The 12658-nt window shown below is 40.3% G+C and carries 16 protein-coding genes; all 16 read left to right on the top strand.

The features are described 5' to 3' along the window. Positions 1–9 precede the first annotated feature (9 nt). The 16 genes from HOP08_02370 (at position 10) to HOP08_02445 (ending at position 12499) form a co-directional block, all read left to right on the top strand. Positions 10–435 carry a DUF1801 domain-containing protein gene (locus HOP08_02370; protein NOT73745.1) on the top strand — a complete coding sequence of 142 codons (426 nt, stop codon included), beginning with the start codon at positions 10–12 and terminating at the stop codon, positions 433–435. A gap of 20 nt (positions 436–455) precedes the next feature. Further along, the gene (locus tag HOP08_02375) at positions 456–920 is read left to right on the top strand and encodes a VOC family protein (GenBank protein ID NOT73746.1); all 465 of its coding nucleotides are present in this window, start codon (positions 456–458) and stop codon (positions 918–920) included. A gap of 67 nt (positions 921–987) precedes the next feature. Continuing rightward, positions 988–1461 carry a hypothetical protein gene (locus HOP08_02380; protein ID NOT73747.1) on the top strand — a complete coding sequence of 158 codons (474 nt, stop codon included), beginning with the start codon at positions 988–990 and terminating at the stop codon, positions 1459–1461. A 40-nt stretch (positions 1462–1501) separates the two neighbouring features. Next, positions 1502–1867, top strand: coding sequence for a hypothetical protein (locus HOP08_02385; GenBank protein NOT73748.1), 366 nt, complete (start codon positions 1502–1504; stop codon positions 1865–1867). A gap of 280 nt (positions 1868–2147) precedes the next feature. After that, the gene (locus HOP08_02390) at positions 2148–3275 is read left to right on the top strand and encodes a TonB family protein (GenBank protein ID NOT73749.1); all 1128 of its coding nucleotides are present in this window, start codon (positions 2148–2150) and stop codon (positions 3273–3275) included. Between the two features lie 218 nt (positions 3276–3493). Beyond that, on the top strand, positions 3494–3934 hold the full coding sequence (gene arr, locus HOP08_02395; protein NOT73750.1) for an NAD(+)--rifampin ADP-ribosyltransferase: 441 nt from the start codon (positions 3494–3496) through the stop codon (positions 3932–3934). Positions 3935–3962: 28 nt separating this feature from the next. Beyond that, entirely contained in the window at positions 3963–4541 is a 579-nt protein-coding gene (locus HOP08_02400; GenBank protein NOT73751.1) for a dihydrofolate reductase, read from the top strand. 3 nt (positions 4542–4544) lie between these two features. After that, positions 4545–5198: a CPBP family intramembrane metalloprotease gene (locus HOP08_02405; GenBank protein ID NOT73752.1), complete on the top strand. Its 654-nt coding sequence runs from the start codon at positions 4545–4547 to the stop codon at positions 5196–5198. Between the two features lie 41 nt (positions 5199–5239). After that, positions 5240–6277 (top strand): S41 family peptidase, encoded by a 1038-nt coding sequence (locus HOP08_02410; protein ID NOT73753.1) that lies wholly within the window; start codon positions 5240–5242, stop codon positions 6275–6277. 57 nt (positions 6278–6334) lie between these two features. Next, the gene (locus HOP08_02415; GenBank protein ID NOT73754.1) at positions 6335–7276 is read left to right on the top strand and encodes an alpha/beta hydrolase; all 942 of its coding nucleotides are present in this window, start codon (positions 6335–6337) and stop codon (positions 7274–7276) included. Between the two features lie 65 nt (positions 7277–7341). After that, positions 7342–9090 carry a beta-lactamase family protein gene (locus HOP08_02420; protein NOT73755.1) on the top strand — a complete coding sequence of 583 codons (1749 nt, stop codon included), beginning with the start codon at positions 7342–7344 and terminating at the stop codon, positions 9088–9090. A gap of 33 nt (positions 9091–9123) precedes the next feature. Further along, a complete protein-coding gene (locus tag HOP08_02425; protein ID NOT73756.1) occupies positions 9124–9756 on the top strand; it encodes a hypothetical protein in 633 nt (210 codons plus the stop codon). A 158-nt stretch (positions 9757–9914) separates the two neighbouring features. Further along, on the top strand, positions 9915–10688 hold the full coding sequence (locus HOP08_02430; protein ID NOT73757.1) for a nuclear transport factor 2 family protein: 774 nt from the start codon (positions 9915–9917) through the stop codon (positions 10686–10688). Positions 10689–10691: 3 nt separating this feature from the next. Then, positions 10692–11324: a hypothetical protein gene (locus HOP08_02435; protein NOT73758.1), complete on the top strand. Its 633-nt coding sequence runs from the start codon at positions 10692–10694 to the stop codon at positions 11322–11324. A 74-nt stretch (positions 11325–11398) separates the two neighbouring features. Beyond that, positions 11399–11842, top strand: coding sequence for a hypothetical protein (locus HOP08_02440; GenBank protein NOT73759.1), 444 nt, complete (start codon positions 11399–11401; stop codon positions 11840–11842). 30 nt (positions 11843–11872) lie between these two features. Then, a complete protein-coding gene (locus HOP08_02445) occupies positions 11873–12499 on the top strand; it encodes a hypothetical protein (GenBank protein NOT73760.1) in 627 nt (208 codons plus the stop codon). Positions 12500–12658 lie beyond the last annotated feature (159 nt).

Below are 12658 nucleotides of genomic sequence, written 5' to 3' on the forward strand. Positions count from 1 at the left end.
TTCTTTGAAATGGAAATTAAATCTCAAATAAAAGAATTAATTAAAAGTCAGGCTGAACCAAAGCGGAGTGAAATGCAGGAATTGCACGATCTCATTCTTCAGTTAATGCCTAAATGCAAACAATGGTATTTTGACGGAAAAAATGAAGATGGTAAACAGGTTGCTCATCCTACTATTGGTTATGGAGAATACATCATAACCTATAAGGACAGAACCGTTAGAGACTTTTTTAGAATCGGGTTATTGGCCAGCCCGACCGGACTTGCAGTTCATATAATGGGTTTAGACGATAAAAAATTCCTGATAGATAACTATGGAAAAACGATCGGGAAAGCAAAAGTCAGTAGTTATGGTATCGCATTTAAGTCAATAAAGGATATTAATTTAGAAGTACTTAAAGAAGCAATTCGTTATAGAGCAGTGCTTAAAAATTAATAAAACATTAAAAAATAAATATGAGCACTCAAAAAATTACACCTTATCTGTGGGTAGAGAAAGATGCCAAAGCTGTAGCAGATTACTACCTATCCATTTTTAAGGACGGCAAGCTGAAAGATTCTCGCACGTTCGACGGTGATGAAAGTGGAAATGATGCTGGCATAACAACAGCTGTAATTGAAATTGCCGGAATGGAGTTCAGCATATTGGCGGCAGGTCCCCTGTTCAAATTTAATGAAGCAGTTTCCTTTGTTATCAATACAAAAGACCAGGCGGAAACGGATTATTATTGGGAAGCCCTTACTAAAAACGGTGGCGAGGAAGGCTCTTGCGGATGGTGTAAGGATAAGTATGGATTATCGTGGCAGGTGGTACCAACTGAATATTTTGAATTAATACATAGTTCTGACCCGATCGTAAGGGAAAAAGCAATGAAGAATACATTAACACAGAAAAAACTGATACTTGCAGAACTTAAATAAACTGTAAGGCAGAAACTGTAAAACCAAAAAGGAATAAAATCACCGACCGATACCTTAATCCAATAACATGAGAAATATCCTGATTCTACTAGTCTGCATCGCCATTATAAGTTGCAATCAACAGACTGATAAAAAAGGTGGCAGCGATCAGAAACTAGTCGATGTAGATTCTTTGAACTCAGTCTTCGTTGCCAGCTGGAACAACAAAGACTCCGTGGCTGCAGTAAGCATCATAGCAGACAACGCAATAGTAATGAACGACACCCTGCTGCACAACGGAATAAATGAGATTGCCAAAAACTGGATAAGCGGTGGCCTCAAAGTAATCAGCAACATCAAGACCGTTTCTTCCACAAAGGGAGCCAGCGAAAGCGTTGCTTTTGATGGCGGTACCTATAGTCTTGACTTAACAATTCCGGGAGGGCCTTTCCTTAAGGAAAAAGGAAACTACAGTTTTGTCTGGACAAAGACAGATAAGAATGAATGGAAGCTGACCCTGATTCACATAGAGGACGTAAGCAGAATGCCTAACGTAAAATAAATTTATTGGTGATAGCCTTCAAAAAAATCCGGATTCAAATATGAATTTTACCAAGCTAGTTCCCAATGTGTTCTATGCCGACATCAAAGTGGCACTAAAACTGTTTGTTGATTGCCTTGAATTTGATATCGTTCACGATGAAATAAATTCGAATAGTCCATTTTGTGTCATAGAGAGAGATGGTTTGCGCATTAATCTTTTTGAGAATGAAGAATTGGCAAAAGAACATAACCCTGAGTTCAGACTTGTCACTCATAACATTGAAGAAGTATACCAAAAAGTAAGTTCATCCCATCCCAGGTTTTTACATCCCAATCTTAGTAAGGTTACACTTCGTCCCTGGGGAGCAAAAGAATTTGCAATCACCGATAAGCAATTGGGGATAGTTATTCAGCAGTGGGAATAGTATCGTTTCCAAATTAATAGACTTAGAATTGTTGACAGTAAATAAGTACCGAATAACATGACAGAACCAACCTATCCAATAATCATGACGGACAGGCAAACCAATACTGTATTTAGAGAAATAACTACCTTTCCTATTAAGAATAATTGATCTTCTACCGACAAGACCTATCCCCACTCCTGTTACAAGTTTGCCTCTTAATGTTTATTTTTAAATTGAGGTAAGATAAACCGCCAAACAAAACCTTTATCACCAATTCGCAATTAAGAATACCACCCCCATGAAAACACTCCTGACATTGTTGCTCTTTGTTTCAACAATCACCAGTCTGTATTCCCAGACCAATGAATCAGATTTTAGAGAACCCACCTCAATAAAAGAAGTCAGTCGACAGCTGGGTGCTGACACAATGGTTTTTTACTACAATTACAACTGGCATTTGGTAAAGTCAGTCTGCAAGACAGTCTTCAGAGTTTCACGAGTAGACGCGGCCCTTGGAACTTTTACCGGACAATTCGTTGACTACTTTTCATCCGATAATAAAATAGCCGTTGAAGGAAACTATTCAAATGGAAAAAAGGAAGGGAAATTTAATATCTACTTCCGAAACGGATACCTTGAGCAGTCCGGGAATTATGTCAATAACAAGAAAAGTGGAATTTGGGAGTACTTCTATAAGGATGGTACCCGGCAACAAATACTGGACTTTCAGGAAAATGAAGTTCTGATTAAAGAGTTCTGGAATGAAGAAGGAAAGAAATTGGTCGATGCAGGAAACGGTGAATGGTTCATCTACGATTCACCGGAGAAATTCAAGAAAACCTCAGGCGAAGTTCTTAATGGAAGGAAAAATGGGACATGGAAAACTATAGTCGTCATCAGAAACATGACGACAAATATTGAAAAGTACAAAGAAGGCAAATTTTTAAGCGGGAGATTGATTTCAATGGTTGGAGGATCAGAGTCTTATAAAGATACCGTGTATTGTTCTATTGAGAATACTCCAAAGTTTTTGAAAGCAGAACTATTCCAGGTATTTCGCTGCTTCAGGAATCAGGAACAGACCAATAACTGGGAATTGGTGAAATTCGATCTTAACAGACCTGCAGGGCATCTCCGTGGAAATCAAGTAATGTACGAATACATTGCAGTAAACATAAGATATCCTTTTGAGGCGAGAAAAGGTGGGTATCAGGGAAAGGTAACTGTACAGGTAACAATAGACATAAACAGTAAAGCAAAAAACATTTCCATATTGAAAGGCGTACATCCATCTCTGGACGACGAGAGTCTTAGAATTGTAAACTCCATCAAGGAATGGACTTGCGCATTGCGTGATGGACAGCCATATGAAGAGACTATTACAATCCCCATAACTTTCACTCTGGATAAGGCGCCGCAAAATTGACCAGAATTAAAAATTTCGCTCATGTTCATAGATCATAATCATGAGGACATCAGGAAAATTCGGCATCGTGCTGTTAACCTTACTACTCATTGGCTGCGGACTATTACCGCCCAGTCGACAGTATATTAAACAGGCCAAAAACCAGATCAGATTCATAAATACTTTACTTAAAAACCTGGAAACAGAAATTGTCAGACTTGAAGAAAAGTAATTTTATAATGGAGCAAGCAAACGATCCACTAAACAAACCAGGCGCAACACCTTTTGCGCAGACTTATTTTCATGGCACAAAGAGCGATCTAAAAGTAGGTCACCTTATCGAACCTGGATTCAATTCAAACTATGGAAAAAGGAAAAATGCGAAATACATATTCCTGACAGCAACACTGGACGCTGCTATCTGGGGAGCCGAACTTGCCTTTGGCGAAGGCCGGCAAAGGATCTATTTAGTCGAACCGACAGGTCCCATTGAAGATGATCCTGATCTTACAGACAAAAAGTTTCCGGGCAATCCGTCAAAATCCTATCGTTCCACTCATCCCTTTAAAGTTGTCGGAGAGGTTACTCTTTGGCAAGGTCATCCCATGGAGCAGGTGAACATGATGAAAGAACACCTTGAAAAACTTAAACAGCAGGGCATTGACTCCCTGAACGATTAGACGCACATAATTATAAAGACAGAACCACATGAGAAAAATAATTTCATTTATGCACATCTCGCTCGACGGCTTTGTCGCAGGACCGAATGGAGAAATGGACTGGATCAAAGTTGATGAGGAGATCTTTGATCATGGCGCAAAGCGCATAGGTGAAGGCGACACTGCTTTATACGGAAGGGTAACCTATCAGATGATGGAAAGTTACTGGCCCACCGCAGCAGATCAGCCGGAAGCTTCCAAACACGATATCGAACATTCAAAGTGGTATGCCAGGGTTCACAAAGTTGTTGTCTCAAAAACTCTTAAAGACAGGGCAAACACAACAATTATCAGCGACAACCTATCAAACAGCATCAATAAAATAAAACAACAGCCCGGTAATGACATCCTCGTTTTTGGAAGTCCTGCCGCAACACACTCTCTCATTGAACTGAATTTAATTGACGGCTACTGGCTGTTTGTAAATCCGGTGGTTCTTGGACAAGGCATTCCATTGTTCACAAACATCAAAGACAAAATAAAACTGAAGTTATTGACCACGCGACAGTTTACAAGTGGGGTAACAGAGCTGAATTACTTAGTGGACAATAGCACCGAGCGACCTTAATACATGATATCTCCAATATCTGACAAAAGACGAATTCTGGAAATCACTGCTGTACTCATCACAGCCGCTGGAAAATTTATTTTTATGGATTACCTGAATTGGCGTCTTCCCTTTGTGGCAACAGCAACTTTAGTATGGATCAGTTATATCATTTATACCGGCAAAACCGACAAAGAACTATTAAAATACCATGGCTTCAGAACTGACAACTTCAAAGCCGTCGCGAAAATGATACTTCCCTTTGGCATCGTTGCAATCATCTCATTTATTGCAATAGGTTACTACCAAAGTACACTAAATCTCACCTGGCATATTATTCCGATACTGATCACCTACCCTATCTGGGGAACCATCCAGCAATACTTATTGATTGCTTTAACTCTCGGCAATATGCAGGATTTAGAAAATCAAAAGATAAACAATCCTATTCTGATTTTCGGCGCAGCGCTATTATTCTCGGCCCTTCATTATCCCGATAAGTGGTTGATGATTGGAACTTTTGTACTGGCGTTGTTCTATGGCTGGATATATTCAAGAAAAAGGAACCTTTATGTACTGGGGATATTCCATGGTGTTCTCGGTGGACTTTTCTACTACACGGTTTTAGATCGCGATCCATTTATCGAGACAATGGGGAAGCTCTTTATAAATAAGTAGATACTAATCACAACGAACCACATCCTGAACACACCAAAAAAATGACATATCTCTCCTATTCAAACTGGATCACCATTAAACGCGCCCTTCCTGCCATAGCCTTGCTCCTGCTTTTACAGTATCACGTTGTCGCACAGTCGCCCACAACCAAACTGACTAAAAAAGAGATTGCCGTTACAATAGACTCTATCAGTCGCAAGCTGAATAAGAACTATGTGTTTCCCGAGACAGCGACTAAAATGGCGGGAACTCTCAGCGCCAATCTTAAGAATGGTAAATACTCTGCACTGACAAATCCCGAAGAACTTGCGCGTCAACTTACCATTGATCTTCATGAAATAAGCAAGGACAAACACCTGATGGTGGTTTACAACCCAACGATCATTGCCCGGGAAAATGCCTTAACTGATAAAGACAGGGCAAACGAAGAAGCCGAATGGGCCAAAGAGCTGGTAAGTCACTTAAAGCAGGACAACTATGGATTCAAAGAAGTAAAGATTCTTGATGGCAACATTGGATATCTTGATCTGAGAGAGTTCGTCGATCCGAAATATGGCAGCGAAACGCTTGCCAACGCAATGGACTTCCTCAAGAATACAAATGCACTCCTCATCGATCTGCGTCAAAACGATGGCGGTTCACCAGAAATGGTTCAGCTTCTGGCAAGCTACTTCTTCTCCGAACATGTTCACCTCGGCAATCACTATAACCGTCCAAAAAATGAGCTCACTGAATCATGGACGCTACCCAACATAACAGGCGTGCGAAGACCCGCAACAGATCTATACATATTAACCAGCAGCAAGACATTCTCTGCTGCAGAGGCATTTAGTTATGAACTAAAGCAATTGAAACGCGCAACGATCGTGGGTGAAAAGACCGCAGGCGGAGCACATCTGACAGGATCAGTCATAGCAACCAATAAGTTTTACGTCAGGATACCTCAGGGTCGCACAACAAGTCCGGTGACAAATTCAAACTGGGAAGGGATTGGTGTAACACCTGATATTGAAGTGAGCGCCAATGATGCCTTGAAAACTGCCCAGACAAAAGCTCTTGAGCGCATAAAAGAACACTAGTTAATTTAAGTTATTACCTTAACGTGTGGCTCCCCAAACCCGGTAAACAGATTCAACATGACGACAAAAATTCTGATTGGCCTTCTCCTGACTATCTCATTCAACCTGCTGGGACAAAAAATTGAGTACTCTCTTTCCATACCGGGAGACACAACACAAAACTATTACGTGACCGTTTACCCAAAGGACAAAATAAAGGGTGCCATAGTATTACTTCCGGGATTTGGCGAATTGCCAAAACAAATATTGATCGAGTCAGACATCTATAAATATACAAGTAACGCCGGCTATCTGACAATCATACCCGCGCTTGGAGATCGGTCATTTTTCTATATCGACAATCCTTCTCATGAAAAACTAAATCAGTTTGTCGATGAAATGTTTAAGAAGTATAACCTGAACGAAAGCACATTCTTTATAGGCGGCCATTCCTTTGGCGGAACCATGGCAGTTCAGTATGCTCAACGAGCGTATTTAGAAAAATCAACATTAAAAAAGCCGGCAGGTGTATTTGCCACTGACCCCCCACTGGATATCGAACGACTCTATGGTTGTATGACCACAACCAACCGCCCCACTAAGAATCCGGTTTCGGTTCAGGAAGACAATTATATATCCAATAGAATCAAACTGGAATTCAATAATGACCCGAAAACAAATCCTGAATTCTTCTGGAATGTTTCACCCTATTCGCAAAGTGACCCTGAACACAGATCACTGAAAACATTCCTGACAGTTCCTGTAAGAATTTACAACGAGCCGGACATCAATTGGTACCTGGACAACAGGAACCTCGATTTCTATTGCATCAATTCTCTTGACAGTGCAGCAATGATAAACTGGTTAAGAAGCTTAGGGAATTCAAAGGCTGAATTAATAATATCAACTAATAAAGGCTATCGTGTAACCCAAAAAAGAAGACATCCCCACTCGTGGTCAATTATTGATGGACAGGAGTTAATCGGCTGGATAACTAAAACGACTATTAAAAAAGGATAACCGGCCAACAAAGTTTACAGGCACTCAGGCTGACTACATATTCCGTTTTACTCAAACTATTAAATATGAGAGCAATACTTTTCCTGCCGGCACTATTTTTAAATCTCTTGCTTGCCGCTCAACCTGCTTTGCATATTGATAAAATAAAGCTGGATAAAAAGATTGATTCACTCTTCAGTTCTTACAACAGAAAAAGTTCCCCCGGATTCGCCATCACTGTTCTTGTTGATGGAAAAGTGATCTCTAAAAAAAGCTATGGCATGGCCAGTCTTGAATTTGGCATTCCATTAACACACAACACTATTGTAGGCATCCCCTATTCAGAAGGCAGGGAGTTTATTTCCATCGCCGCGGCACTCATGGAAAAAGACAACATTCTGAAACTGGAAAACAAAGTGCGTCAGTATTTTCCCAAGCTGCCTGCCTGGAGTGAAATAGTAACGATACAGGATTTACTAAATCACAGCAGTGGCTTCTGCGATGAGTGGGCAACATTGGTGCTTACACAGGCAAGCATGAGTAACCGACTGGATGTGTCCCAGTTCCTGTCCTTTCTATACAATCAGCCCGACCCGCAGGTGGAGCCGGGCAAAGGCTACATGTATTCCAATTCTGATTTTGGCTTGCTTCGTCTTATTCTGGAAAAAGCCTCAGGAGAAAATCTATCAGCCTACTTAAAACGAAAAGTTTTTACGCCGCTGGGTATGTCATCAACACAAATGCGCAATAACAAGGAAGAACTAATTCCTAATCATGCGTTATCATACTATTCCGATGATGATAAAAAATATTTTGTATGGCTAAGAGATAAAACTTCTCCGGGTGGTAACTATATGATGCTGACGTCTGCCGCAGATTTGGAAAAATGGGCTGCCGCACATAACGATGCTAACTCTTTTATTTCGAAAGCTGTGGTGCGGTTAAAACAATTCTCCAGGCCCATACCTGCTCAGGAAGGCACTAATTATGTCTTTGGCCAAAAGGTTAAAAAAATCGGAGAGCATGAAATGATCGTACACCAGGGTGTCAGTGGTTACTCCTATTTAGCCCGTGTGCCCGATTCAAAACTTACTGTTATTTGCCTGGGAAATAATCTTAGAAATCCTTTCGCTGAAAGAATTAACAACTTTGTAAGCCAGCTGCTGAATGTGAAATCACCGGCTGCCACTGCCAAAAAAGTATTTCCTTCAAAAGCGTTACCCACCACCAATGCTGAACTGCAAAAGTATGCAGGCACTTACCGATGGCTCAATCAACTTACCTTTCAAAGCTCTTTGGAAACAAAGAAATATGTTATTCATAAAATTGTTGGCGACAGTCTGTTTCTGGAGTTCTCCGCCAGTGAGTTTTTCCCTTTTATTAAAGTAGGTGACAATATTTTTAAAGACCCTGATTTTCCCATCTGGTCAGTTTTTTCACAAGCTCATCCTGATTCTGCTATGGAAGTAACTGTTTATAAGCAGGACGATAATCCTGAAACATGGCATTGGAAAAAAGAAATGAATGCCAAAAAACAGTATTCAAAAGAGCAACTGCAGAAACTCACTGGTAAATATTACAGCAAGCACCTGGATTTTTACTGGACGATTGTCATGAATGAGGATGGGAATTTGGTGGTAAAACGTCCCACGATTGCTGATAAACTACTGGAACCATTTTTTGACAATGAATTCAAACTCACAATAGAATTCAGGGAAGACGATGAATCAAGAGTCTGGATACAGTTCTATTACAACGAAGCCGGAGAAGCAATCTGGTTTGATGTTCACAACCCGAGGTTATTGCATCATAGGTTCGATAAAGTAAAAAATTGAATTCGTTATTTGCTACGGAAAAAAGTTATTGCTATGAAGAGTATCGATTGGGTTAAGCTAATATTGATAAACTTAGGGGCTGGCCTTCTTGTAATTTCACCTTTCCTTCCGGGTCCACCTAATGACATTGTCAATTTATTCTATAATGCAGGATTAATTTTAGGGACTCTGGGACTGATTCTTGTCCCCTTTGGTCTTACATGGACCATTAGAGAATTAAAACAAAAAAGGAATGGCGGAAAACATCAAATTGATGTTAAAGCCATCATTCTATTGACACTCCCGATAACTGTTTTTATAACATCAATTTATGTTTCGGAATTGCTGAGAGATTTCAGTCGTGGCTTTGCTATCAATAGAACGGAGGAATTAATACAATCAATTGAAAAATTCAAAGAGAAAAAAGGAACATATCCTGAGTCTTTGGCTGAATTAACTCCTGAATTCATTGCCGATATTCCCTCCCCCTTTATAATGGGTATTAAAAACTATTATTATACCAAACTAGGTAACACCTACACCATTTCATTCGAACAAAACGTCATATTGAATTTCAACTTTGAAGTCGTGACATTTGATCCAACCGATAACCATAAAGCTGAAGGGGAAATTAAAGACATTTATGATACCGGAATAAATCATTGGAAATACTATCTGTTTGACTAATAACTGCAGACATTCACATCTAATTCAGCAAGTCGCGGGAATTTTATAAGAGCAAGCTCACGAAGAGGATCGACAATAAATTCATAGAGAAACTTACAGACGTCACCAGTCTATCAAAAAACCTGAAGCCCAATTGAGCTTAATTCAAATACCTGATCATGAACGCCACTCTTAAAATAAGTCTCACCCTTTTACTCCTGACAATTGGAACACAGTTGTTTGGTCAGGACACCACCCGCACTGACCGAAGCCCCCTGTTCAAACAAGTAATGAATGCAGACAGCATTTTCTTCCAGTCAATGAACAACTGTGACCTGAAAACGTATGAGTCTTTTCTTACGGAGGACTTTGAGTTTTATCACGACAAGGGTGGACTGACCAAATCCAGGGATACTGAAATGAAATCCATGGCCTCGTTTTGCGGAGAACAAAGAAAACGGCAAAAATTACGCAGGGAACTCATCAGAGAAAGTATTGAGATAAGTCCGGTCAAAGACTTTGGCGCTATTGAAACCGGTCGTCATCTCTTTTACCTTGTCATTGACAACACTACAGAGAAGCTGATTGAAGAAGCGAGGTTTACGAACATCTGGCAACGTCAGGCCTCTGGCTGGAAATTAAGTCGGGTGATTAGTTATGAGCATACGCCGGTAAGCAATATTAACCTGGCTGACAAAGTTCTTGACCAATATGTCGGAGAATATAAAATGTCTAAGGACAAGACGATCGTGATCACCCGGAATCAAAAATTATTAAAGGCAAAAGATGGAGACTGGAGTGCAGACTTGCATCCTGAATCAATTTCAAAATTCTATCTCAACTATGGCAACACACAATTTGGATTCGTGCGGGGACAAAAAGGCAGTCCCACGAAATTAATAATCTATGAGAATGGAAAACAAGTGGAATCAGGAGTCAGAAAAGATAAATAAGATATGAAGTTTCTCATGAGTATGGTCCTCTTTGCGATCGTGAGTTCAGCGTCAGCACAGGTATATCCCGACATACAGGTTGACACATCTCTCAAAACCTCCGAGTTCTATGTCGATGAATTTAAAATAAGCAGCGGACTTGGCTCCGGTTACTGGAAACTTGACGACGACTATAAACTCCGGTTCGGAGAACGTGATGACACCCCTCCCAATCCCAGTGCTAAGGTGATTGGCAAATGGACATTGTATAAAGACACTCTTCTATTCACAATTGAAAAGCGTACTGCCTTTGACCCGGGAATAAATCCCGCCAAGGAAAGACCCAATACATTAAAGTTCAGAGTGATCAATCTTAAATGGACTACTCTCACCACCAGCAAGACTGAGAACGGTCATCCATTAACCCTCACGACATTCTGCACAGTGCTGACAGACAAGCCAGTCGATTCCGGTCAATTACAGAGTGAACTCACGGCTTTCATAAAAGACAACCTGAAATCGGAGAAAGAGGATCTGTTTCTTGAACTGATGTATGTTGAACAGGTGAATCAAGCAGTCAGAAAGTTCTTCTTTGAAAAGCAGCTTTTCTATGGAACGAAGACCTACTGGAATGGCAACCTGAGAAAATATCCTTAGGCTCCCCTGATATCTGAAAAAGACAAAATAAGGCATTATATTTCCGTTGATCTTTCCACCCTCAACCAAAAACCATGGACCAGACTGATAACAAAGGCAATAGCAAAAAAGTAATCGGAATCATTGTTGGAATTGCAGCATTTGCACTCTCCTACTTTGCCGTTCAGCAAATATTCTTCAAGAAGGCTGGCCTCGACAAGGCGTTAATGGAAGCAGCGAGTGAGATCAATAAGGCGTGCCCGGTTATGATTGACAAGGACACCCGGCTTGACAATGCCGTAGCCATGCCGGGCAATATCTTTCAATACAATTATACTTTGATCAACCTCGATAAATCAGAAGTCAATGTCGACACCGTGAAAAAGTACATCGAACCTGGTCTGATCAACGGGGTAAGGACAAGTCCTGAAATGAAAGGATTCCGTGACAACAAAGTAACCATAGCGTACAACTATAGAGACAAAAACGGAGTCTTTGTTATTAAGATGGATGTTACTCCGGAGTTGTATGCAGAATAGTAAAATCCAATATCTCAATAAGTAAAACCAATGAAAGCATTAAAGGCTATTCTATTCTTTCTGACGATCGCATCATCCTCATTTGGCCAGGATTTTGAAGGAAAAGTAATTTACAGGAATGAGTATACGAGTAAAATTTCCAATTTGTCATCCGAGCAATTCACTTCAATGATGGGGACAACTCAGATATACCTTCTAAAGGGTGGTGACTACAAATCTTTAACGAACGGTACATTTGCACAATGGCAGCTATACATCAATAAGGACAACAAATTATATAATAAAATGTCCCACTCACCGACAGTTTTTTGGCTCGACGGTGCGGTCAATACAGATGAAATCCTTAAGGTTGAAATAAACAAGGAAGTAACGGAGGTGCTGGGATATTTATGTGACGAACTAATCTTCACCTGCAAAAGTGGTATTAAGAAATACTATTTCAGTTCAAAAATAAAAATCGATCCCAAACTGTATGAACAGCACAAATACGGAAATTGGAATGAGATCTTATTAAGAACTAATGGACTCCCCTTAAAAATGATCCTGGACAGTACTCAATTTTCGGTGGTTTCTACGGCTACAGAAATTACATCTGAAAAGCTTGACAGTAAAATTTTTGAACTACCGGAGGGCATCAAAGTAGAGAAAAGTCAGTAATAGAATTCATCATAGTGGAGTACGACCAAGCGCAAAATTCTACTCTTCTACTCCAGTCCTTCATTCCACAACCTGTCGCATTCCCCCATCAGGATTGTCATCTTCACACCTCCGCGGTCCGGTCTTTGTAACCGAGCTTTGTATCGTTACAAAATCAAA

It is taken from the genome of Cyclobacteriaceae bacterium (genome assembly GCA_013141055.1).
Taxonomy (GTDB): domain Bacteria; phylum Bacteroidota; class Bacteroidia; order Cytophagales; family Cyclobacteriaceae; genus ELB16-189.